Genomic DNA, 22,770 nt, shown 5'->3' on the forward strand with positions numbered 1-22,770 from the left:
TGGGTGTTGCGACTGCGGTGGCTGGTCATCGTGGGCTGGGTGGCGGTCGCGGTGACCGGTGGTGTGCTGGCGCCGAGGACGATCGATCGGCTGAGCTACGACTTCGGGTTGCCCGGACAGCCGGCGTACGAGACGAACGAGAAGATCCTGGCCGAGTTCGGCAACGGCGGGGCGACCGATCCGCTGGCGGTGGCGCTGTCGGTCCCTGCGCCGGCCAGCGTCGACGATGCGGGCGTCAGGCAACAGTTCGCCGCAGCACTCGATCGGCTGCCGGACAAGGGCTGGCGAGTCGTCTCGATGCTCGACGCCGGCAACGAGCAGGCGCAGCAAGCGCTGACCAGCGCAGATCGGCGTACGACGGTCGCGCTGGTGTATCCGCCGGTCTTACCGGGGCCTGCGGCGTATGAGGCGGCCCTACCGCGGTTGACCGCGTCGATGGCGAGCGCGAAGGTTGCCGGACAGCCGTTGCAGGTGACCGGGGTCGAGGCGCTGCGTGAGGGCGGTGGCGGATCCGATCGACCGATAATCGTCGAGATCGCGCTCGGCGCCGGCGGCGCGATCATCGTCCTGGGTTTGGTCTTCGGCTCGCTGCTGGCGATCCTGCCGCTGCTGATGGCGGCAACAGCGATCAGTACGACGTTCCTGCTGATCCTCGGACTGTCCACGGCCACGGACGTCTCCTTCATCGTCCAGTACCTGGTCGGACTGATCGGCTTGGGCGTCGCGATCGACTACGCCCTGCTGATCGTGATGCGCTGGCGGGAGGAACGGGCAGCCGGCGTGGGCAATACCGAAGCGGTCGGTACGGCGATGGCCACGGCGGGCCGCGCAGTACTGTTCAGTGGTGTCACGGTAGCGGTCTCGCTTCTGGCGCTGGTAGTGGTGCCGGTGCCGTTCCTGCGCAGTGTCGGATTCGGCGGCCTGCTGATCCCTCTGGTCAGCGTTGCTGTTGCCTTGACCTTGTTGCCGGTCATCCTCGCCACCGTCGGCCCGCGACTGGAATGGCCGCACCGCAAGCGGCACCAGGCGGACAGTCGGTTGTGGAAGCGGATCGGTCGAGTGGTGGTGCGGCACCGCGTCGTCGCGGCACTTCTTGCTACAGCCGCACTTGCAGCCATGTTCGCGCCCGCTCTCGGCTTACGACTCGGCTCGCCGGAACTGGCGGCTATCTCGGCCGGCACGGATCCCGCCGCCAAGGCTTACCGGACGGCCACCGACGCCGGGATCAGTGCCGGCATCTTCCGGCCGGTCGAGATTGTCAGCAGCACCGACGATGCCTTCAACCGCGTGCGGACCATCGAAGGAGTCGCCGCTGTCGCCACCCCTGAAACAGCAGCCTGGAAACAAGGGGACCAGCGACTTGCAGCCGTGCTGCTCACGAACGACGCCGCCACACCCGCGGGCCAGGAAGCAGTCGACAGGATCCGTCACGCTGTTCCGGAGTCCACGGTCGGAGGTAGCGCCGCAGAAGACGCAGACTCGGTCACCGCGATCTACGGCAACGTCGGATGGATCTTGGTGCTGGTTGCACTCGTCACCGTCGTATTGCTGGCGCGGGCGTTGCGATCGATCTGGCTACCGATCAAGGCACTGGTCCAGAACGTCGTCTCGATCGGCGCGGCCTACGGTCTGACCGTGCTGATCTGGCAGACCGGCTACGGTGCCCAGACCCTGTTCGGCGCGGAGGCCAGCGGCACCATCACCTTCTGGGTACCGCTCGCCGCGTTCTCCTTCCTGTTCGGCCTGTCGATGGACTATGAGCTGTTCATCCTGTCCAGGATCAAGGAAGAACACGACGCGGGGCTGTCCACGCCGGACGCGACCGTCGCCGGCATCAGCTACACCGGACGACTGGTCAGCTCGGCCGCGCTGATCCTGTTCCTTGCCTTCGTGGCTCTGTCGACCGTGCCGGTGATCGACGTGAAGATCTTCGCCACCACCCTTGCCCTGGGCATCATTCTCGATGCGACCATCGTCCGCAGCGTTCTCACTCCCGCCCTCGTCGCCTGGTTCGGCAACCTCAACTGGTGGTGGCCCTTCCGCAGCTCGACCGTGCCGGTTGGCCTGACCGAGCCTGCCCCGAACAAGTCGAAGTAGTTCTGGTCGTAGTCGTCAACGATCTGGAAGGTCCAGCGACGGTCGACCGCGCCGCGGCCGAGCAGATCGCGTTCGATGATGTCGGCGAAGGCGTCATGACCCATAAGTTCGGAGGTTGGCTAATCCTGCCAGTCGGCCTCTGTGACCCGCCCTCCGACCACATCGACGGTCAGCCGCACAGGACCGTCAGGCAGCACGTACAGCTCGTAGCTGCCCTCGGGGACCTCGAAGAAGACCGCCGAGTAGACCGTCTCCCCCGCGGGCGACGTTCGGGGGACGACCGCCACGTGCGGGAACCTGTGAGTGTGCTCGCGCAGCCCGTGCCCGTGACCGTGCTCGTGACCGTGGTTGTGATCGTGGCCGTCGTCATGCCGGTGACCGGCGGCCACGGGTCCCTCGGCGCTCCAGCCTGCCGGGCGGCGCTCTATCTCCGTGTCCTCCAGTTCGGCGGGCATGGTGAGCACGATGGCGCCGACGTCGTCGCCGATGTCGAGCAGGACCGAAGAGCCCTTGCCCGCATGCGGGTTCTCCTCTGCGTTGGTCAGCGGCTTGGCAGCCGGTCTCGTCGCCGGCACGGTCATGACGCGGCCGGGATGCCGGGCTTGGACTGGTAGCCACCACCCGGCGTACCGAGGTACGGAAACACCTTGAGGTAGTCGGCGTTGGTGTTCGACGTCCCGTCCTTCACTGCCGAAGCGGCACCGTCGGGCTTGTACGCCGGGTCGACCAGCGGGATCGTCAAGCCCGCCACAGCGCGGATCTCGACCGTGACGACGTCGTCGAAAACCCTTCGTCCGTTCGGGAATCCGGCCGCGTCGCCGGCCACCAGGCCCAGCGGGTTCGGCGTCTTGGCCGGCGGGACGGCGACGTTCAGGCGCAGCATGTCGGCCTGCACCGGCCCGGTGTAGTTCTGGAATCCGGGTACCACGCCCTTCGGGATCCCGGTCAGCAGGATCGCGGCCAGATCGGCGCGGGGCTTCTTGTACGCCGCCAGGTTCGGGAACGCGCCGGGATAGAGCACCGGCAGGAGTCCGGCGAGCTCCGGCTTGGTCACGTACTGCGCGTACTTCTTGTCCTCCGACGGCGGCCGGCTGTTCCACTTGTCCTTCTCGGCCATCGGCACGATGACCTCGTTGAACAACGGGTTGCCCAGCCGGGAGACCTGCTTGTGCGGGCCGTGCCACAGCGAGATCCCGAGCAGGTCGTCGAAGATCTTGGACTGCTGGCGGCTCGCGGTGGCGTAGACGCCGATGACGGACTGGGCGTCCATCACATCGGTCGGCTTCCTGCCGTCCCGGGTCAGGTCGGTGATCGGCACCTGGAGCGCGATCGTGTGCACGTTGGAGCCCTGCAGCCCGTTGACGCCCATCGCCGCGGCGGACGGGATCAGGTGCGCCGCCTGGAACGGACGCAGTGTTCCGAGGTCGAAGATGCTGCCGAGGTCCGCGAAGAACCCGTCGGCGCGCTGGCCGGCGAACACCTTGCGGTTGGTCCCGAAGGTGTGGATCGCCTGACCGGCGAGCTTGGCATAGTTCGGCGTACTGCGCGGGCCGACGTTGACCGGCGGCGCAGCCAGGTCGCGGGCGAGGATCCGGGCGCGGCCGTGCTCGACCCGGGTGACCGAGTAGTACTGCGGGCGGTTCCAGGTCGTGTCCTTGATCGAGGTGATCGGCCCGGTGTTGTACAGGAAGGTCTTCTTGTTCCGGATCTCGGCATGGAAGCGGAACTGGTAGCTGATGTCCGCCTTGCCGTCACCGCCGTTGGAGATGTGGATCTGGTACAGCACGTCGTCGCCGAACTCGTAGAAGTTCGGCCCGCCGTACGGGTTCTGGAACGGGATGAAATTGGCGATCAGCGTGACCGTGTCCGGCTTGTCCGGGCTGACGAACGCGTACACGTCGGTGTTGTCGGCGACCGGGTCCTTCGAGATCTCCGGTGCTTCGCGATGCGAAGACATGAAATTCCTCCAGTTAAGGGTCGAGCTCGAGGTAGGCAGGCCGACGGCGGCGGGCCTGCCGGGACCGGCGGTCAGGCGGTCTTCACACCGGCGAGGCGGGCGGCCAGCTCGCGGTCGGTGATCAGCACCTCGCGCTCGCCGACCATGATCGCCATCTCGCCCTTCTTCACGTCCTTGACGTGGACCACGAACGACTCAGCGTGGTCCAGGTCGGACTGCTCCAGCTGGGTCGCGGCGTCGGCCGGCTGCTCGCCGAAGATCTTCGGCGCGGCGATAGCGCCGGCCGCGGCCACGGTCCCGGCACCTGCGAACACCAGAAAACCGCGGCGGGTTGCGTCACTCATGACTGTCCCTTCCTTCTCCGGTACTGCGCGGCCACCGGCAAACGCCGGCAACCAACCGCCACGGATGCGACTCCATCGCATATACGGTGATCTGGATCACCAGGACGGTCGGCTGGCATTCGAGCCTGCTCGACGAGCGGATGGGTGAGCGACGAATCCCGCTACGGCTGAAGCAGCCGATTCGATCGTCGGCGCCAAACCCAAGGGCCGCGCCCGGGCCTGCGTTGAGCGGCGGGATTCCCAGGAAAGGAAACGTGCCTCGAGTGGTCGGGGTTGGCGTGTACATCGCGGAGGGCGATTGGTTAGGGCGTGGGTGATCGGTTGTTCTTATGCTTGGGCTATGGGTGAGGTGGAGTTGCGGCATCTGGCGACGATGGTGGCCGTTGTGGAGGAGGGGACGTTCGGGCGGGCGGCCGTGCGGCTCGGGTACACGCAGTCGACGATCAGTCAGCAGGTTGCTGCTCTGGAGAAGGCCGTGGGTGGTGTGCTGTTCGAGCGGCCCGGTGGTCCTCGGCCGGTGCGACTGACGCCGTTGGGCGCCGTCGTACTGGAGCAGGGTCAGGGTGTGCTGGCGAAGGCGGACGAGTTGACCGAAGCCGTTGATCGCTTCAAGGCCGGTGACGGGCGGATCGACATCGGCACCTTCCAGAGCGTGTCCAACGTGATCCTGCCGTCCGTCATCCGGCGGTTGCGGGACGAGCGTCCTGCCTGTGAGATCAGGCTGACCGAGGTGCCGGCGGATCCGCAGCTCGGCCGCCTCGACCTGCTGTTCTACGACCGGCCGATCGTCGGCGACCTCGAAGTCGTCAAGCTGATCGACGATCCCTACCTGCTCGTGGCCCGGCCGGGCGACTTTCCCGACGGCCCGGTCGCGCTGAAACATCTCGACGACCAGCCGATGGTGGGCTGCCATCTGCCGTGCGACCAGGTGTGGCTGGACCAGCTGGTCGCCGCTGCCGGCGTACGACCCCGGGTGGTCTTCCGGTCGCCGGGCAACGAGACGATCCTGTCGATGGTGCGCGCGGGACTGGGCTGGGCGGTGCTGCCACGGCTCGCTCTGCACGGGTCGGGCACGCGGTACGACGATCGGCTCGCGATCCATGAACTGCGACCCGCGCCGAGCCGTGGGATCTACCTGCACTGGGCGGCCACGGCTTCCCGCTCGCCACTGGCGGAGCGCGCTATCGCGATCGCCACCGAGATCGCCGCCGAGGTGTCAGCCGAGGCCGGAGCGGGCTATCACGTTGGTGATGCCGATGTGTACCGCGGTGAAGCCCCCTTGGACGAATGACTCGGCGAGCTCGGCCGCGGGCTGCTCGGGGTAGTAGCGGTCGGCGATCCCGGTGGCGACGCGCTTGATCCGGTCCGGCTCGGCGGAGATCCGGGCCTCGCCTTCGATGGTGACGAAGCTGTAGGGCTGCTGCTCGTCACTGATACAGATCGCGACGCGCCGGTCCCGCGCGATGCTCTTGCCTTTGACGCTGCCGGGCGAGAGAGCGAAGGCGAGTTCGTCGCCGTCGAGCACGAAACAGACGGGGGTGACGTGCGGGCGACCGTCGGCGCGGGTGATGGAGAGGTGGGCGAGCCTGGTGCTCGCGGTGACGAAGGTACGCCACTCGTCGGTGGTCATCGTGGTCATCGGGTCTTCCCTTCGTTCAAGCTGTTGGACGGAGTACGGAAGCGCCCGCCTCGGCGATGCGGGTCTGTGCGTCTGTCCACACAAGCGTTGCGAGAGGGGCTGACCAGTTGCTCGGGTGCCGGCTCGGCCGCTGCCGTGTGTGTCGCCATGCCTCTGACCGTACGGTCGCCCGACGCATCGGGAAAAGCGATGCTTTCCGATCATGTTGATCGCCACAGCCGTAGATCCGGACCGGCGGGACGCCGGCTGGTTCTTTCAGTACAGCGAGGTGCGCGGCCAAGCGGTCTCGGGGGAGGTCAGGACAGGACGAAGTACCGCAGCCATAGGTAGGGGGCGGCTACGACGATGGTGATCGCGGTGATCACGACGCCTTTGCGGGTGAATTCCCAGAAGCTGATCGGGTAGCCGGCGCGGAGGGCGATGCCGATGACGACGACGTTGGCGCTGGCGCCGACCGCGGTGGCGTTGCCGCCGAAGTCGGCTCCCGCGGCGAGCGCCCACCACAGTGCGTGCGCCTGGGCCGGGTCGCTCACGCCCTTGGTGAGTTCGAGCACGACCGGGCTCATCGTCGCGACGTACGGGATGTTGTCGACGATCCCGGACAGCACCGCGGACACGATCAGGATCAGCATCACCGCGAGCAACGGCCTGCCGCCGGTCGCGTCGCCGACCACTTCGGCGAGGTTCGCGATCACGCCGGTCTTGACCAGCGCGCCGACCATGACGAACAGGCCCGCGAAGAACAGCAGGGTCTGCCATTCGACGCTGCCCATGTAGTCCTTGGTCGGCACCTTCGAGATCAAGATGAGCAGGCCGGCGCCCAGCAACGCGACCACGGCCGGCTCGACATGGAACAGCGGGTGTCCGACGAAGCCGACGAAGACGGCGAGCAGCACCGCGCCACTCTTGATCAGCAGCCGGGAGTCCTGGATCGCTTCGCGCTCGTTCAACCGGAGAACGTTCTCGACCTTGTCCGGATCGACGGCGAAGGAGCCTTTGAACAGGCGGGGAAGGACGAGGGTGAACACGGCCAGCTCGATGGCCACCAGCGGTGTCAGGTGGATCAGGAAGTCGTTGAACGTCAGCCCCGACCGGCTGGCGATGATGATGTTGGGCGGGTCACCGATCAGCGTCGCGGTTCCACCGATGTTCGAGGCCATCACCTCGGCGATCAGGAACGGCACCGGATTGACACCCAGCCGCTCGCACACCAGCAGCGTCACCGGCGCGATCAGCAACACGGTCGTCACGTTGTCCAGGAACGCCGACGCGACGGCGGTGATCAGCGTCAGCAGGATCATCACCCGCAGCGGCGAACCCTTGGCCCGCTTGGCCGCCCAGATCGCGACGTACTCGAACACGCCGGTACGACGGAGTACGCCGACGATGATCATCATGCCGAGGAGCAGGAAGACGACGTTCCAGTCGACGCCGGTCTCCTGGGAGTAGAACGCGTGCTCGGAGTCGGTGACGCCGACGGCGAGCAGGACCGCCGCCCCACCCAGTGCCGCCAGAAGCTTGTGAGTCCACTCGGTCGCGATCAGCACATAGGCGGCGACGAACACGACGACAGCGATCACCGTCATGTGATCACCAGGACGTCGGTCAGTGCGGTGTGACGACCAGTTCCAGCAGGCGGGATGCGGTGATCGCACCGATGATCTTCTTGTCCTTCAGGACCGCGACCAGTGGGCAACGCAACCGGGCCATGATCGCTGCCACCTCGAGCACGGTGTCGTCGTGGTTCACCACCGGCAACTCCACCGGCTCCGACGGCAACAACCGCCGTACAGTCACGTTCGCCAGCTTGTCCGCGACCTGGTCGGCCAGCGATTCGTCGATCACCCGGGCCAGCGACGGGTCGTCCTGGACATAGCTCGGCACCAGGAACCGCACCACCTGCGAGGCCGGCAGCACCGAATGCGGCTCGCCCTTGGCGCCCACGACGATCAACCCCGGCAACCGACGTACAGCAAGCAACTCCACAGCCTCGCGGGCAGCCGAATCGAGCCCAACCACCGGGAACTCTTCGGCCATCTGCTCTGCGTGCACACTCGCAGCCTACGCCGCGAGCACAGCAAGCACCCGCCACCGGCCGGCAGTCACCCTGCCCACGCGCGATCATGAGCGCCACACCGCCTCCAGAGTCGTCAACCAGCCCGCACCCCGAACGGGGACGGGCACTGCCGACCAGACTTCCCGGCGCTCCAGACCCAACCTTCCCCCATCGACAGGGCCGAGCGCAAACAATCTCACCGTCCCGTTTCTCTTGCGGTAGGCAACGACTGTCGCAGAACGAGCTGCGAAGCGGGCGGTGTGTAACACCCACGCCCGCTCCGCGGATAGAACGAGTGAGTCCGTACCACCAGCGGCGCACCCAGCGACCGCGGACTCGACAAGGTGTGCCGGGAAGCCTGGTCGGCGATCTGTTCAGCGACCGCGAAAGGCACCAGGCAAATGCACACCAGCAGCGTGAAAGTCCTCCGCGGCCCTATCACCTTCTGGGGATGGAAGGCCCCGCCTCATCCTCGACGGCAACCGGCTGATCACCGAGCGGCTGATCCAGCACAAAACCCGAGTCTTCGGTATCTGAGAACACCACTGTCCCGGCTGGTTGGAGGCCCACATGTTCCGCAAGAGGCAGCAACCCCCACCGGACCTCGGCGTCCGACCCCCCAGCGCTGAGCCCACCCGACCAGCAGACAACCGAACCGACGATCCACCCTTGCCCGTGCTCACCCACTCCGAAGTGCTGGCGACGGTCAACCTGCTCGAGGACTACATCCGACTGACACCCGACCAGCAGGCAGCCGACCTCGCCGGCACCCTCGTCGTCCGACTCCTGGACCGCCTCACGGCCAGCACCTCTCAACCCATCCCCGACTGAAGTCGTCGCGACGCTCGGGCCACCCTGATACGTGCTTCCGAGGCACTCTGCGACGAAGGAGTAGTTGCGGCTGGCAACGGTCGCCGACTTCTCGGCGAGGCAGTCTTCCCGCAATAGGACTGCGATCGCCCTTGGTGAGTGGGTAGTAGGTGCCTTTGTGCTGTCGATCGCGGCGGCCGCCGGTTCGGTCTATCGCTGAGCGGATGCCGCGTCGACATCCGCGGGGCGGGTGGAGTCGGGACGGTGCCGACGGCCGCGGCGGATGAGGGCCGGTCCGATCAGCATCCACAACGGGACGAGGACCCAGACACGGCCGCTGGTGATGTCGTAGTCGGCCAGCAGAGCGGACAACGCCTTGTGCTGAACGCCAAGCCCAAGGCCGAACTCGAACGCCAGAGTCGCGACCGCCCAGCCCGCGCCTGTCCGTACGGCGGTCGCGGTACTCGGCAGCGGCCACCGTCGGTCCAGCCAGACCAGGTAGAGGGTGAGCAGCACGATCAGAGTGCAGGTGGAGAGCTGGTGGGCTGCGAGTTCGTCCAGCCGCGGCTGGTAGACGAGATTCCGGACCGTTCCGTTGGCGACGCCTAGGACGGCTGCACCTAGCCAGCCGACCGTCCAGGCTCGCCGTACGACCTTTGCTGTCATGGCGGGCTCTCAGTAGGTAGTGGCGATGATGTCGGAAGGGGCCGGGATCTCGCGGCGTCGACGGTCGCGTTCTGCCGGGGTGACGTGGTGGGCGACGATCGCGACCGGGCAGGTCATCTCCGCGATCGTCCGGCGGGCGACCGGGTCCCCGATCGGCAACGGACCGGTGTGAGCGCCGACCACGACCAAATCAGCGTGCTGACTCTCCCGCGCCAGCGTGGCGACAACAGGACGCGTAGTCAGCAGCCTGGTCACCTTGACCTGCGGATACTCCTCATCCCAGCCCGCCAGCGTCTCCGAAACCGTCAACGCAGCCCGCTCCTGCCACGTACCGTCATCCGCCACAAGCCGACGGTACGGAACATGATGGGAGTGCACCACCGTCAGCTCACGGCCCCGATCCGCGGCAGTCCGGAACGCGAACTCGACCGCCTCCAGCGACAACGGCGTACCGTCAATACCGACCACCACGCCGTACTCCGCCGCGGCCGGCCGCCAGCCAGGCGCCACCACGATCACCGGACACCCGGCACGTCCGGCCACCGCCAGGTTGCCCTGCGCGGACACGATGCCGGCCGGGCCACTGGCGTGCTCACGCGCAACCACCACAACCCGCGCATCACGCGCCGCCCGCTGCAGCACCTTCAACCGCGAACCCTCCCGCGCCACCGTGCTGACCTTCAACTCCTCACCGAACTGCCGCCGCACGAACCCGACCGCCTCCCCCAACATCTCCTCCGCCCCATCCGCCGGGACCTGCGGGGCATAGACCGGCACCATCGCCGAGTACGACGAATAACCGTGATACGCCGCGACCAGCACCAACTCAGCACCAGCACGAACAGCCACCTCACCGGCATACCCGACAACCCGCAACCCATCAGCGCTGCCGTCGACCTCCACCACAACCGGCCCCGTCCGTGTCCAGCTACTCATCCCACTGCCTCCTCTTGGCTGTGTCCAGCATGCTCGGCGACCCCCAGACCCCGCAGGGCCACCCGGCCCGTCCAAAGGGGGCCGGATGGCACCTCCGCTGTGGCCATCACCGAAGACGCGGAGCGCAGGAACGGCTGCGTGACCGTGAAGGTCTCACCACGTCCCCAGCCGGGATCAGAACTCGAACACCAGCCGGGCCGGTACCTGACCGGCGAGCACCTCTGCGACGGACTCGTTGACCTGCTCGATCGCGCGGCCCTCGGCGATCACCCTGGTCAGGCCGGCAGCGTGCATCGCGAACACTTCGGTGAGGTCCTGCCGGGTCCCGACGATGGAGCCCACGATCGAGATGCCCTTCAGTACGGTCTCGAAGATCGGGATCTGCATCGTGCCCTCGGCCGGCAGCGCCACGCAGATCAGCCGGCCACCCGGGCGCAGCGAGCGGAAGGCCTGCTCGAAGGCGCGAGGCGTCACGGCGAAGGCAAGTGCGACATCGGCGCCACCCAGCGCCTGGATCGCCTCGACCGGATCCTGGCGGCTTGCGTCCACGACGTACGTAGCGCCGAGTTCCTTGGCCAGATCGAGCTTGCTCTGCGCAAGGTCGACACCGATCACGGTCCCGCCGACGATCCGCGCGTACTGCACGGCCAGATGCCCCAGACCGCCGACACCGAACACCGCGACCCGCTCGGTCGGCTGCACGTTCGCGACCTTGACCGCCTTGTACGACGTGACGCCCGCGCAGGTCAGCGGTGCGGCGTCGAACGCGGTGACACCGTCCGGCACAGCCACGGCGTACTTCGCGTTGGCGACCGCGTACTCTGCCCAGCCCCCGTCGACGGAGTAGCCGCTGTTGGTCTGCGCCTGACACAAGGTTTCGCGGCCGTCGATGCAGTAGCGGCACTCGCCGCAAGCACTGCCCAGCCACGCGATGGCCACCCGGTCGCCCAACTGATGGGAGGAGACGCCGCTCCCGAGGCTTTCGACGATACCGACCCCTTCGTGGCCGGGCACGAACGGTGGGCTCGGCTTGACCGGCCAGTCGCCGTGCGCGGCGTGGATGTCGGTGTGGCAGAGCCCGCAGGCCTCCAGCCGCACCAGGATCTGCCCCGCACCGGGCGCAGGGACGGCCCGGTCCTGGATCTCCAGCGGCGCACCGAATTGGGTCACTACAGCGGCTTTCATGAGGTCGTCCAACCTGTCGTTGAGGAACATGACCGTTCGACTCTCGCCGCAAGACGCTGATCACCGTAGAGCCGCAGGTCCCGGCGACCGGGCCGAAAGTCCCGCCGTACCTGACCGCGGGAGTGCCGAACGGTCTGGTCCTGTCCCGCCCCGCGCATCCCACTCGAGGCCTACCGGACGACGTTCGTGCGCAGCCTCGCCATAGTTCCGGTCGGTACGCCGGAGACGGTCGCCGCGATCGGCGCGTACTGGTCGGTCGCCCGCCGGCCGTCAGACGCTGCCGTCAGCGCCCTGCGCGAGCTGGCCACCCTGACCGCGACGGCGATCGACCGGGTCGGCCTGGCCGACGCGCCCTGGGCTCCGAACTTCGCCGACACCAGCTCCACCGCGCCCGGCTGACACTCGCAGGCCGCCCGCTCCAGCAATAGAACAAGCGAGTTCTCGCCGCCGTCCCTAGTCGTGACGTTTCTCTTGGCGGGCGGGTGAGAGATGGCCTTTGATGTAAAGGAGTTGGGGGACCTCGCGCCAGATCGGGGTGTCGCCAGGTGGTTCACGGAGCTGGTCGATGGTCAGGTCGGCGGCGGTCAGAGTGTTGACGTAGGTGCTGAGCGTGCGGTGGTAGGCGCCGACCGGAAGGGCGCTGCGATGGGCACCAGGACCGTCCCAGTAGCCCTCGGCGTAGTACTTGCCGACTGTGCGTTTGATGCTCTTGTCGACGTGATCGACCAGCTCACCGGTCGCGGGAGTTTTGAAACACGGATGCGTGATCGACACGACGTACCAGCCACCCGGCTTGAGGATCCGGGCCATCGAGTGGAGCGCCCCGTCCAGGTCCGGGATGTCCATCAGCGACATGTGGCAGACCGCGCCGTCGAACGAGTCGGTCCCGACGCCGTCCAATGTGTGCGCATCACCCTGCCGGTACGAGATTCCCAGCGGTTGTGTCTCTTCATGCTGCCTGGCCCGCTCCAGCAGCTTCTCCGACAGATCGACAGCTGTGACGACAGCACCCCGGCCGGCGAGGTAACGCGCTTCACGGCCCTGACCGCACGCAACCACACAGATCTCCTGCCCTGCGACATCTCCGGTCAGCTCGGTGAACGCGGCGTCGTCGAGGGCGGAGCCTGCTCCGACCCATTCGTCGTACTCGGTGGCTACATCGTCATATTTTGCTCTCATGCCGGTCCTACGAGCAGGCCGGAACCACCGTTCCGGCTTCTGCTGTCAGGAGATCCGCAGCCCGTACTCCGCGCCGCACGTTCAGCGCGGGGGTCGTAGTACGGCGAAGGGATCGGTGACGGTCAGTTCGCGGGCGACGAATTTGTACACAGTGGCGGGGCGGCCGCCGGCCTGGCCGGGGCGGGCTGTGCGGTCCGTCGGGTCGATCACGTGTCGCCGGGTCAGTACCCGGGTCAGATTGGTGGCGCCCAGCTTGTAGCCCAGTGCCGCGCCGATCAGGTCGCGCAGCTCGGAGATGGTGAATTCACGCGGCGCCAGGGCGAAGCCGATGTTGGTGTACGACAGCTTCGCGCGCAGCCGCCCGACCGCGGCGTCGATGAAGTGATGGTGGTCGAACGCCGTGTCCGGCAGCTCGTCGACCGGATGCCACGCCGTGTCGGCCGGGAGCTCAGGTTGTACGTCGGACGGGACCAGGCCGAGGTACGCCGTGGCGAGCACGCGTTCCCGGGGATCGCGATCGATGGCGCTGTGCGTGGCCAACTGCTCGAGATGAGCCACCTCGCGGATGTCGACCTTCTGTGCCAGGTGCGCGGTGATGGCCTCGCGGAGCCGCTGAGTGGGCTCGACGCCACCTCCCGGCAAGGACCAGCGGCCCCGGAACGGATTGCGTGCGCGCTTCCACAGCAACACGCTCAGCCTGCCGTCGCGGACGGAAAGGACCACCGCCAGCACCTCGTGGGGATAGCTCGGCCAGTTAACCGGATCACCTTTCTTGGCAGTAGGCACGTCGACGATGGTAGCGTCGTCGCTAGTTATCGACTCTCAAGCGAAAACCTCCGGAAGGACTTGTCGTGACTGTTGGCCAGCCCACGGCGCACACCTGGCAGGACGAGGTACGCCACCTCGCCCACGAGCGGGACGCGGTCGTGCTCGCCCACAACTACCAGGAACCGGCGATCCAGGACGTCGCCGATCACGTCGGCGACTCGCTCGCGCTCTCCCGGATCGCGGCCGAGACCGACGCGTCGACGATCGTGTTCTGCGGCGTGCACTTCATGGCGGAGACCGCCAAGCTGCTCAGTCCCGACAAGACGGTACTGATTCCCACCGCGCAGGCCGGGTGTTCGCTGGCGGACACCATCGACGCCGACCAGCTGCGCGCCTGGAAGGCGGAGCACCCGGGCGCGGCGGTCGTTGCCTATGTCAACACCAGCGCCGCGGTGAAGGCCGAAGCAGACGTCTGCTGTACGTCGTCCAACGCGGTGGAGGTGGTGAACTCGATCCCGGCGGACCAGCCGGTCCTGTTCCTGCCCGATCAGTTCCTCGGCGAACACGTCCGGCGGCAGACCGGCCGGAAGAACATGGAAGTCTGGATGGGCGAGTGCCATGTGCACGCCGGGATCAGCCCGGTCGAGTTGCGCGCCCAGGTGGCGGCCAACCCCGACGCAGAGGTCCTGGTCCATCCCGAGTGCGGATGCGCCTCGTCGACGATCTGGCTCGCGGGACGCGGTGACCTGCCGGCGGAGCGGACCCACATCCTCTCCACCGCAGGAATGCTGGACAGTGCTCGCGACATGACCGCGAAGACCGCCTTGGTCGCGACGGAGATCGGCATGCTGCACCAGCTTCGCAAGGTGAACCAGCGAACGACGTTCCTGCCGGTGAATCCGAAGGCGTCTTGCCGCTTCATGAAGATGATCACGCCGGAGTTGCTGCTGCGCTGCCTGCGCGAGGGGCGCGACGAGATCCAACTGCCGGCCGACCTCGCCGAGCGCGCCCGGCGTTCCGTCCAGCGGATGGTTGCCATCGGCAAGCCGGCGGGCGCACGGTGAACCGCGCGGTCGACGTCGTCGTGATCGGTGCGGGTGTGGCCGGACTCTCGGCCGCGCTCGGCCTGGCGGCGACTCGTGAGGTGCTCGTACTCAGCGCCGGCGACGGCAGTACGCCGTGGGCCCAAGGTGGCGTCTCCGTCGCGTTCGGCGCCGACGATCCCCTCGACCACGCGCACGACACCGACATCGCGGGGGCCGGCTTCTGCGATCCGCGAAACGTGCGAGCCCTGGTCGAGGAGGGACCGCAGCGGGTGGCCGAACTCATCGCGCACGGCGCGCTCTTCGACCGGCGCGAGGACGGCTCGTTGTCGAGGACTCTCGAGGGTGGCCACAGTTATCCACGGATCGTGCATGCCGGTGGTGATGCCACCGGCGCGGAGGTCGATCGTGCGTTGCGTGCCGCGGTCCGGGCGGCCGGCGTCGAAACGATGGCCGGGCGGACGATCGGCCTGACCAAGTCGGCGTCGGGACGGGTTACCGGCGTCCTCGTCCAGACCGGCGGCGAGACCGTCCGGATCGACGCGCGCGCCGTCGTACTGGCGACCGGCGGCATCGGCAACGCCTACCTTGCGAGCACGAATCCGTCCGCGGTGCGCGGTGACGGTATCGCGCTCGCGCTGCTGGCCGGGGCGTCGCTGGTGGACATGGAGTTCGTCCAGTTCCATCCGACCGCTCTCTTCACCGGAGAGACCCGCGGGCAGTTGCCGCTGGTGACCGAGGCGGTCCGGGGAGAGGGCGCCGTACTGCGCGATGTTCGCGGCCGCCTGATCATGGCCGGCCGGCATCCGCGGGCCGATCTGGCGCCTCGTGACATCGTCGCGCGGGAGATCGAGGCGGCGATGCGCCGGGACGGCTCCGATCATGTCTGGCTCGACGCGAGGAGCATCGCGCCCGACGTTCTCCGCCGGCGGTTCCCGACCGTACTGGCCGCCTGTGCGTCGATCGGTGTCGACCTGCTGTCGGAGCAGATCCCGGTGGCGCCGGCCGAACACTTCCTCTGCGGCGGCGTCCAGGTCGACCGCGACGGCGCAACCGGCGTACCAGGCCTGTACGCCGTGGGCGAGGTCGCCGCGACGGGTGTTCACGGGGCGAACCGGCTCGCGTCGAACAGCCTTCTGGAAGGTCTGGTCTTCGGGCGGCGAGTGGCGACCGCGTTGACCTTGGACCTTCCGGCGACCACGGAGAGGGCGTCGTACGAGGTGATCCTGACCGAGGACCGCGAAGCGGAGCGGATCCGGGCGATCCTGACGAAGTACGCGGGGATCCGCCGCGACGGTGCCGGTCTCAACGCCGCAGTGGACGAATTGAAGGCCCTGGGCAACGGATCCCTCGCGACGGTGGCACGGTCCGTCATCGCGGCGGCGACCGCGCGTCAGGAAAGCAGGGGCTGCCACTGGCGCTCGGACCACCCGCACACCGATGACCGATGGAACGAGCACGTCGCGATCAGCCTCGACGAGAACGGCCTCCCGACGACCCACGTCGCGGCGAGAGCGCCGGCCTGATGGCAGAACGCGTTCGGAACTTCGGCGGCGGGGCGGTCCAGGGAAGAAGCTGAGCCGGCGGCGACGTTGTACTCGAGGGCTGATCTGTCAGGAGTGGAACCATGGAAGTTCGCCAGCTCGAGTACTTCGTCGCCGTCGCCGAGGAGCTGCACTTCGGGCGGGCCGCGGACCGGCTGCACATCGGTCAGCCCGCGGTCAGCCAGCAGATCGCCCGGCTGGAGCGTGAACTCGGTGCGCAGCTCTTCGATCGCACCACTCGCAGGGTTCAACTGACCGCGGCCGGGCGCAGATTGTTGCCAGAGGCAAAGGTGACGCTGACGGCGATCGCGCGGTTGCGGGCCACGGTGGTCGAGCCTGTCGGCGAGTTGACCGGCACCCTCAGGGTAGGAACCAGCGAAGGTCTCGGCGACCGCCTCGATCAGGTCCTCGACTCGATCGCCAACCAGGCGCCACGCCTGCAGGTACGACTGGTGAGTCTGCCCTCGGCCAGGCGCCTCGACGCTCTGCGCCAGGGCCAACTCGACGCCGCCTTCCTCCGGCCGGCCCCAAAAGTCGCCGACCTCAGCACCGTGGCCGTGTGGACGGAAACGCTCGTCGCCGCCTTACCTGCCACGCACCCAGCGGCTGCGCGATCCATCCTGAAGCCCGCCGACCTGGCCGACGTACCGCTGCGGATGAGCCCACGTGAGGCGAATCCAGGGCTCCACGACCTGCTCGACCGCCACTTCCAGTCGATGGGGGTCAAGCCGACCCGCGGCGTACCGATCATCTCCGTGTACGACGCCCTCGCCGAGATCGGAACCGGAGACGCGGCCTGGACAGTGCTGTACTCCGCCGCGGCCGAGCAGCTACGCGTCCGCCGAATCGCCTTCCGCAAGCTGGATCTCCCAGCGGTCGAGACCGTCGTCGCCACCGCCCCGGGCCCACGACCGGCGGCCGTTCAGCTACTCCTCGACACCTGCCTGACAGCCTCCTGACGGGTCGGGAGTCCACCTTGTCGATCAGCTCGGAGGATGACATCGACGACGCCGGGAAAGCGGCTCTCCAGATCGTCGTAGCGCAGCATGGTCCAGCGCCTGTTGCCGTCCTCGCGCTGGCGGATGACACCTGCCTCCCGCAGCACCCGGAAGTGGTGGGTGAGGGTGGACGGCGCAACTGAGACAGGGAACGTGCCACAAGCTTGTTCGGCGCTCTCGCGCAGCGTTCGAACGATCGTCAGTCGCGTCGGATCCGACAGTGCGTGGAGCACCGCGGACAGGGTCAGCTCCGCGGTCTCGGGATGAACCAAGGCGGGCCGACGTGGATGTGGCACCAGAATCCCTTTCGACGATCGTCGTAAGTCACTGTATCGTGGACTTACGACATTCGACGAACATCGAAAGGGCTGCCCATGCGCGCGCTGATCTTCGACCGTCCGGCACCAGACAGCACCGCCACCCGCGTCGGCGAGCTCGACGCTCCGGCACCACTGCCGGGTGAGCTGACCATTGACGTGCGGGCAGCAGGGATCAACTTCATCGACGTGATGGCGCGTCGTGGCGATCCGGCATATGCGCCCAACTGGCCGTTCATCCCTGGCCTGGAGGCGGCCGGCACCGTACGGGCACTCGGACCCGGTGTCGAAGGACCGGCCGTCGGAACACCGGTCGCCGCATTCACTCGCGCGGGCGGCCTGGCCGAGGTAGCCAAGGTCCGTGCCGAACTGGCCGTGCCGATCCCAGACGGCTTGTCCTTCGAGCAGGCAGCGATTGCCCCAGGAACCCTCACCACAGCGGCATTGCTGGTTCAGCAAGCTGCGCGCTTGCGTGCCGGAGAGACGCTCTTGATTCATTCGGCCGCGGGCGGCGTCGGACAGGCAGTGGCCGCTTGGGCCCGGCTGCATGGCGCGGGCACGCTGATCGGCACTGTCGGAAGCATCGAGCGGGCGGCCGCCGCGGAGCGCAGCGGGTTCGACCATGCACTCGTTCGCGGGGACGATCTCGCCGACCGGGTCCGCGACCTCACCAACGGCCGCGGGGTCGATGTCGTGCTCGACCCCCAAGGCACCGAACAGCTCGAGACCGACCTCGACCTGCTGACCCAGGGCGGTCGCATCGTCCTGTTCGGCAACGCCGCCGGCGTACCCCTGAGCCAGCTCCCCCAGCCCGGGCGGCTGTACGCCGGCAATGCGTCGATCGGCGGCTTCAGCATGAGCAGCATGTCCGTTCACGCGCCCGAGATCATCGCGGCCGCCTTGCAGGAGGTGCTTCAGCTCGCCGCCGACGGGCAGCTTTCCCTCGAGCTCACGACGATCGACGGACTCGCCGCGGCCGCCGACGCACAACAGGCCCTGGCCGAGGGCCGCGGCGCCGGCAAGTACGTCGTACGCCTCTAGCTCCCGTCGCGCCCGAATAGATGCTACGGGCAATCAACCTGGCAGCCGATCGGACGCCGGCACGCGGATTCATCACGATGGCTGATGAGTCCACGTGGCAACTTCGCCTTGTGACAAGGCATGCGGAGGACTGGGATGGAGGCATGAAGGCATTGATCAACACATCCGAAGGTCTCATCTTCAAGACCGTTGCTGACCCGAGTCCGGCCCCGAACCAGGCGCTGGTCGCGGTCCGGGCATTCTCACTGAATCGGGGGGAACTGGCTCTGCTTGCCGCCCGAACCGAAGGCTGGCGGCCAGGGCAGGACGTCGCCGGTGTCGTGGTGGAAGCAGCCGCCGACGGTTCGGGCCCGACCCCCGGCACGCGGGTCGTCGCACTGGTCGAAGACAGCGGCTGGGCAGAGCTCGCCGCCGTACCGACGGCGCGTCTGGCCGAGCTCCCCGACGAGGTCGAGATCGAGCAGGCGGCGGCATTGCCACTGGCCGGACGAACCGCGCTGAACACGATCCGTCTGGGCGGCAACCTGCTCGGCCGGAAGGTGCTGGTCACCGGCGCGACCGGCGGGGTCGGACACTACCAAGTGCAACTCGCCGTACTGTCCGGTGCAGACGTGACGGCAGTCGCTCGCTCAGGAGCGGATTACGGCGCTGCCAAAGCGGTTCCGAGCATCACGGATGCTGAGGGTCCTTACGACCTGGTCGCCGAATCGAGCGGCGGTGAGTCGCTGCATCACGCGATCGCGAAGATCGCCCCCGGCGGCACAGTCGTCGTGCTGGGCACGAGCAGCGGTGCCAAGGCGCCCATCGACGTCTACGACTTCATCGGCCACGAGGGTGCGCGGCTGGTCAACTACATGTCGTACGCCGACCCTTCTCCGATCAACCGGGATCTCCAGACCCTGTCGAAGCTCATTGCGCAGCAGAAGCTGACGACAGACCTGGGGTTCCATGCCGATTGGACACAGATCAAGGTCGCCCTCGACGAACTGCGCCACCGCACTTTCAGAGGAAAGGCGGTTCTCACCATCCAGTAGGCCTGCTGGCAGAGTCCGTACTACGTACTCGGCGACCTCGACGTACGCCCGCTGGTCGGTGTGGGCGACGGTCTCCAGGACCATCGGGTTCTCAGCCCAGGAGGTGGAGCTGTCCTGCGTTGTCGGCAACCCAGGTGGCGAAGGTGTGGGCTGGATGTCCGGTGAGTTGGTGGACCTCGTCGGTCACGGTCGCCGGTCGGCCCAGCTCGCGTGCGCACCGAGCCATCAGGCCCTCGGCGAAAGCACGCGAGAGTCCGTTCGCAACCAGTTGGTTGACGGCTGTGGCCGGCGACATCTCTTCGAAGCGAAGCGGCCGCCGCCCGGCGACCTCAGCGATGACCTCGGCCAGCTCCTGGTGAGTCATCGCTGCCGGCCCGGTCACCTCGATCACCCGTTCTTCGAGTTTGTCGTCCAAGAGGGTCCGGGCGATCACCTCGGTCAGATCTCGTTCATGCACCGGCGCCTCGGCGAAGCTCGGGTAGGGCACCCCCACGACGGCACCAACCCGTGCCTGAGAGGCGAGGAGATCGACGACAGGTCTGGCGTACGGCGACGCGCGGACGCAGACCCACGGCAGACCGCTACCCATCACGGCTTGCTCCACCTCGCGGTTCAGATCGCCCAAGGATCGCGACGGTTGCAGTGCCGGGTCTTCCTCCACGTCGAGCGTGGACAGCGCGACGATCCGCCGTACGCCGTGCTTGGCGGCGAGGATCATCAGGTCGGCGGCACTCGCCCCGACCGCACGTGGATGGACGAACAAGGTGTCGGCCTTTTCGAGCTCAGGAACGAGACGCTCCGGCTCAGCGAGGTCGGTGTTGACGTAGTCGACTTTCGAGGGGAAGTCGCGGGATTGGATCGAACGCCCGACGGCGCGGAGGCGGACGCGCCGTTGCGCGAGAGCCAGCACCAGCGGTCGCCCGATCGCTCCCGAAGCACCGGTGATCAGAATCGTCTTCATCGGATGGCGGTGAAGCGGGAAGGTGGCGTCGGTACCTCGGCCAGTCGCGGGTCCCAGCGGTCGACGAAGTTCACCCCGGCCGGGACCTCGATGCTCTCCGTCGACGTCCAGCCGCGGGTGAGGGTGGGAAAGTCGGGCACGTCCGGGTGATAGTGCGGTTTGCCGGTGCCGAGCAGGTCGCGGGCCATCGGCGCGGTGACGGCCTGGTAGCGGAAGTCGGCCGACAACCGCAACTGCTTGGTGCGGTTCGGCATCGCACCGTGCACGGTCAAACTGCCGAACAACAGCACATCGCCGGGCTGGTACGACGTCGTCCGCCACTCGGGGTGGTTCTCGTCGGCCGCGGCCCGCATCATCCCTGGCCCGTCGGACGCCTTGACCGGCAGTACGCCGAGCCGCGGCGACCCGGCGAACACCCGGAGGCCACCGATCTCCGGCGGCGCCGCACTGAGCGGCAACCAGGTCGTCAGCGTGTCGACGCAGCCCTGGATGAACCGGTAGTCCTGATGGATCGGCGTCGGGTTCGCTCCCGGCGACGGCGGCGCGATCCGGCAGATGTGGGCCGGATGCGCGAACGCCTCCTCGCCGAGCAGCCGCGCCGCCAAGGTCAGCAGCTCCGGCCGCACGGCCAGCTCGTGGAACGCCTGGGTGCTCTGGATTGCGGTGTACGCACCGAAGAACCCGGCCGAGCCCTCCTCGACCGCCCGCTCCGACGCGATCAGCTCCGCAGGCCTGGTCCCAGGAGCGAGCCAGTTGCTGTCGGACAAGATCCGGGCCAGCCGATCCCGCACGTCACCGATCACGTCGGCCGGCAACAGCCCACGGAAGAACAAGTAGCCGTCCTGCGCCAGCCGCGACCGCAGTACGGCCGCGTCGGTCAGCGCTCCGGACGAATCGGTCAGCTCCTTCATTTGTCGTTCCCGATCTTGTCCATCGCACCGGCGATCGTGGCGACGTCGACCTTGTCCAGGTAGAGGTCGTTGACGGTTTTGTTGATCTCGGCAACCTTCCCGGTCCAGCCTTCCGCGATCGGCATGTTCACCGTACTCCCGGCCGCCGAGTCGACGAACGGCTGCACGTCGATGCCCTTCTTCTTCCAGTACGCCGTATAGCCGGCACCGGCATCGTTCAGTGCCGGGATGATGTAGCCCGCGTCGCCCATCAACTTCTGTGCCTTCGCCGAGCCGAGGAACGCGACCAGCTTGCCGGCCTGCTCGGGGTGTTTCGTCTTCGCGAACATCCCCTCGGCGAGACCGTTGATCACGACCGTACGGCCGGACGGACCGGCCGGCATCGACGCGACGCCGATCGGGAACTTGACCTCCGGCAGCGCGAACGGCAGCAGTGCGTTGTTGGCCGGGAACATCGCTACCTCGCCCCGATAGAACATCTCGGTGGCCTGCCCGGTCGGCGGATTGGTGCGGGTGCCATCGGGAGAGACGTGCCACTTGAAGATCAGGTCCCGGGCCCATTGCAGGGCCCCGACCGATTGCGCGCCGGAGAAGCCGAAGGTCCCGTACGGCTTGTCCATCGCGTGGCCGCCGTTCGAGGCGATCCAGTTCAGCCACTGGGTCTGGCTGTGGTTCCACGAGCAGAAGCCCCACTGCTTGCCGTCGACGGTGAGCTTGCGAGCGAGCGTCTCGAAGCTGCCCGAGCCGTCCGGGGCCCAGGTGAGCTTGTCCGGCATCGTCACGCCGGCCTTGGCGAACAGGTTCTTGTTGTAGAGCAGGCCGACGATCCCGAGGTCCTTCGGCATTCCCAGTTGCTTGTCCTCGAACCGGTACGACTGGACGACGTTCGGATGGTACGAATCGAGCTTCAGCCCGGCCTTCGAGATCACGTCGTCGAGGGGTGCGAGGACACCCTTGCCGGCAAAGTCGGGGAAGCTGTCGACGGTCAGCCAGAACACGTCCGGCGCCTTGCCACCGGCCAGTTCGGTGGTCAGCTTGGTCCAGTACTGGTCGTAGGGCAGCACCTCCATCCGGACCGTGATGTCCGGGTTCTCGGCAGTGAACGCGGCGAAGACGGCCTGGTAGCCGACCTCCTGCTGCTCGTCCCAGAGCCGGTACACCAACTCGACCTTGCCGCCGCCGCCGCTACCGCTCGAATCGTCGTTCGACGAACCGCAACCGGCCAGCGCGAGCACACTGCCGGCGCCGATCAGGAAGGTCCGCCGGGACAGGGGATGGGACATG

The 22,770-nt window shown here is 67.5% G+C and carries 24 protein-coding genes; 9 read left to right on the forward strand and 15 right to left on the reverse strand.

The genetic code is table 11. The annotated features are described in order from the left end of the window. Nucleotides 1–3 precede the first annotated feature (3 nt). On the forward strand, nt 4–2,097 hold the full coding sequence (locus EV138_RS07080; protein ID WP_202866644.1) for an MMPL family transporter: 2,094 nt from the start codon (nt 4–6) through the stop codon (nt 2,095–2,097). Between the two features lie 119 nt (nt 2,098–2,216). Here the strand turns inward: EV138_RS07080 and EV138_RS07085 are convergent, their stop codons facing one another. From EV138_RS07085 to EV138_RS07095, 3 genes are all read right to left on the reverse strand, one after another. After that, nucleotides 2,217–2,672 carry a hypothetical protein gene (locus EV138_RS07085; protein WP_238157993.1) on the reverse strand — a complete coding sequence of 152 codons (456 nt, stop codon included), beginning with the start codon at nt 2,670–2,672 and terminating at the stop codon, nt 2,217–2,219. 2 nt (nt 2,673–2,674) lie between these two features. Next, nucleotides 2,675–4,054 (reverse strand): DUF4331 domain-containing protein, encoded by a 1,380-nt coding sequence (locus EV138_RS07090; RefSeq protein WP_133977607.1) that lies wholly within the window; start codon nt 4,052–4,054, stop codon nt 2,675–2,677. A 71-nt stretch (nt 4,055–4,125) separates the two neighbouring features. Then, nucleotides 4,126–4,398 carry a twin-arginine translocation signal domain-containing protein gene (locus EV138_RS07095; protein WP_133977608.1) on the reverse strand — a complete coding sequence of 91 codons (273 nt, stop codon included), beginning with the start codon at nt 4,396–4,398 and terminating at the stop codon, nt 4,126–4,128. A 340-nt stretch (nt 4,399–4,738) separates the two neighbouring features. Between EV138_RS07095 and EV138_RS07100 the strand changes: the two genes are divergently transcribed. Further along, complete coding sequence (locus EV138_RS07100) at nt 4,739–5,689, forward strand: LysR family transcriptional regulator (RefSeq protein WP_133977609.1); 951 nt, start codon at nt 4,739–4,741, stop codon at nt 5,687–5,689. Here the strand turns inward: EV138_RS07100 and EV138_RS07105 are convergent. From EV138_RS07105 to EV138_RS07115, 3 genes are all read right to left on the reverse strand, one after another. Beyond that, nucleotides 5,615–6,037 carry a PPOX class F420-dependent oxidoreductase gene (locus EV138_RS07105; RefSeq protein WP_133977610.1) on the reverse strand — a complete coding sequence of 141 codons (423 nt, stop codon included), beginning with the start codon at nt 6,035–6,037 and terminating at the stop codon, nt 5,615–5,617. The two genes, EV138_RS07100 and EV138_RS07105, sit on opposite strands and share 75 nt — an antisense overlap. A 296-nt stretch (nt 6,038–6,333) precedes the next feature. Then, entirely contained in the window at nt 6,334–7,623 is a 1,290-nt protein-coding gene (locus EV138_RS07110) for an ArsB/NhaD family transporter (RefSeq protein ID WP_133977611.1), read from the reverse strand. 19 nt (nt 7,624–7,642) lie between these two features. Continuing rightward, nucleotides 7,643–8,089, reverse strand: coding sequence for a CBS domain-containing protein (locus EV138_RS07115; protein WP_133977612.1), 447 nt, complete (start codon nt 8,087–8,089; stop codon nt 7,643–7,645). A gap of 673 nt (nt 8,090–8,762) precedes the next feature. Here EV138_RS07115 and EV138_RS37230 point away from each other — a divergent pair. Then, nucleotides 8,763–8,924, forward strand: a complete 162-nt coding sequence (locus EV138_RS37230) for a hypothetical protein (protein ID WP_166678521.1) — start codon at nt 8,763–8,765, stop codon at nt 8,922–8,924. Nucleotides 8,925–9,113: 189 nt separating this feature from the next. Here EV138_RS37230 and EV138_RS07120 read toward each other — a convergent pair whose 3' ends face one another. The 3 genes from EV138_RS07120 to adhP form a co-directional block, all read right to left on the reverse strand. Next, nucleotides 9,114–9,569 carry a hypothetical protein gene (locus EV138_RS07120; RefSeq protein WP_133977613.1) on the reverse strand — a complete coding sequence of 152 codons (456 nt, stop codon included), beginning with the start codon at nt 9,567–9,569 and terminating at the stop codon, nt 9,114–9,116. 9 nt (nt 9,570–9,578) lie between these two features. Next, complete coding sequence (locus tag EV138_RS07125) at nt 9,579–10,505, reverse strand: universal stress protein (RefSeq protein WP_133977614.1); 927 nt, start codon at nt 10,503–10,505, stop codon at nt 9,579–9,581. Nucleotides 10,506–10,679: 174 nt separating this feature from the next. Further along, on the reverse strand, nt 10,680–11,690 hold the full coding sequence (gene adhP / locus EV138_RS07130) for an alcohol dehydrogenase AdhP (protein ID WP_133977615.1): 1,011 nt from the start codon (nt 11,688–11,690) through the stop codon (nt 10,680–10,682). A 186-nt stretch (nt 11,691–11,876) separates the two neighbouring features. Here adhP and EV138_RS37590 point away from each other — a divergent pair, with 186 nt between their 5' ends. Continuing rightward, nucleotides 11,877–12,089 (forward strand): hypothetical protein, encoded by a 213-nt coding sequence (locus EV138_RS37590; protein ID WP_202866645.1) that lies wholly within the window; start codon nt 11,877–11,879, stop codon nt 12,087–12,089. Between the two features lie 54 nt (nt 12,090–12,143). Here the strand turns inward: EV138_RS37590 and EV138_RS07140 are convergent, their stop codons facing one another. Together EV138_RS07140 and EV138_RS07145 are read right to left on the reverse strand one after the other, a co-directional pair. Further along, a complete protein-coding gene (locus EV138_RS07140; RefSeq protein ID WP_133977616.1) occupies nt 12,144–12,869 on the reverse strand; it encodes a class I SAM-dependent methyltransferase in 726 nt (241 codons plus the stop codon). 81 nt (nt 12,870–12,950) lie between these two features. Further along, on the reverse strand, nt 12,951–13,655 hold the full coding sequence (locus EV138_RS07145; protein ID WP_238157994.1) for an NUDIX hydrolase: 705 nt from the start codon (nt 13,653–13,655) through the stop codon (nt 12,951–12,953). A 65-nt stretch (nt 13,656–13,720) separates the two neighbouring features. On the opposite strand from EV138_RS07145, the gene nadA reads away from it, so the two are divergent. The 3 genes from nadA to EV138_RS07160 all read left to right on the forward strand — a co-directional run bounded on the left by nadA (nt 13,721) and on the right by EV138_RS07160 (nt 17,183). Continuing rightward, a complete protein-coding gene (gene nadA / locus EV138_RS07150) occupies nt 13,721–14,701 on the forward strand; it encodes a quinolinate synthase NadA (protein ID WP_133977617.1) in 981 nt (326 codons plus the stop codon). After that, the gene (gene nadB, locus EV138_RS07155; RefSeq protein ID WP_166678522.1) at nt 14,698–16,206 is read left to right on the forward strand and encodes an L-aspartate oxidase; all 1,509 of its coding nucleotides are present in this window, start codon (nt 14,698–14,700) and stop codon (nt 16,204–16,206) included. Before nadA ends, nadB begins: the two co-directional genes overlap by 4 nt. Nucleotides 16,207–16,307: 101 nt before the next feature. After that, nucleotides 16,308–17,183 carry a LysR family transcriptional regulator gene (locus EV138_RS07160; protein WP_133977619.1) on the forward strand — a complete coding sequence of 292 codons (876 nt, stop codon included), beginning with the start codon at nt 16,308–16,310 and terminating at the stop codon, nt 17,181–17,183. Here EV138_RS07160 and EV138_RS07165 read toward each other — a convergent pair. Continuing rightward, entirely contained in the window at nt 17,147–17,518 is a 372-nt protein-coding gene (locus EV138_RS07165) for an ArsR/SmtB family transcription factor (RefSeq protein WP_133977620.1), read from the reverse strand. The genes EV138_RS07160 and EV138_RS07165 overlap by 37 nt on opposite strands. 78 nt (nt 17,519–17,596) lie before the next feature. On the opposite strand from EV138_RS07165, the gene EV138_RS07170 reads away from it, so the two are divergent. Both EV138_RS07170 and EV138_RS07175 read left to right on the forward strand, forming a co-directional pair. Further along, nucleotides 17,597–18,580, forward strand: coding sequence for a quinone oxidoreductase family protein (locus EV138_RS07170; RefSeq protein WP_133977621.1), 984 nt, complete (start codon nt 17,597–17,599; stop codon nt 18,578–18,580). 143 nt (nt 18,581–18,723) lie between these two features. After that, nucleotides 18,724–19,614, forward strand: coding sequence for a zinc-binding dehydrogenase (locus EV138_RS07175; protein WP_133977622.1), 891 nt, complete (start codon nt 18,724–18,726; stop codon nt 19,612–19,614). Between the two features lie 91 nt (nt 19,615–19,705). Here EV138_RS07175 and EV138_RS07180 read toward each other — a convergent pair whose 3' ends face one another. From EV138_RS07180 to EV138_RS07190, 3 genes are read right to left on the reverse strand one after another with little or no spacing between them, the layout of a single operon-like run. Further along, nucleotides 19,706–20,575: an NAD(P)H-binding protein gene (locus EV138_RS07180; protein ID WP_133977623.1), complete on the reverse strand. Its 870-nt coding sequence runs from the start codon at nt 20,573–20,575 to the stop codon at nt 19,706–19,708. Continuing rightward, a complete protein-coding gene (locus EV138_RS07185; RefSeq protein WP_133977624.1) occupies nt 20,572–21,486 on the reverse strand; it encodes a phytanoyl-CoA dioxygenase family protein in 915 nt (304 codons plus the stop codon). The genes EV138_RS07180 and EV138_RS07185 overlap by 4 nt, the downstream gene beginning before the upstream one ends. After that, the gene (locus EV138_RS07190) at nt 21,483–22,769 is read right to left on the reverse strand and encodes an ABC transporter substrate-binding protein (protein ID WP_133977625.1); all 1,287 of its coding nucleotides are present in this window, start codon (nt 22,767–22,769) and stop codon (nt 21,483–21,485) included. The genes EV138_RS07185 and EV138_RS07190 overlap by 4 nt, the downstream gene beginning before the upstream one ends. Between the last annotated feature and the right edge of the window lies 1 nt (nt 22,770).

Origin of the sequence: Kribbella voronezhensis (assembly GCF_004365175.1) — a bacterium.
GTDB lineage: Bacteria > Actinomycetota > Actinomycetes > Propionibacteriales > Kribbellaceae > Kribbella > Kribbella voronezhensis.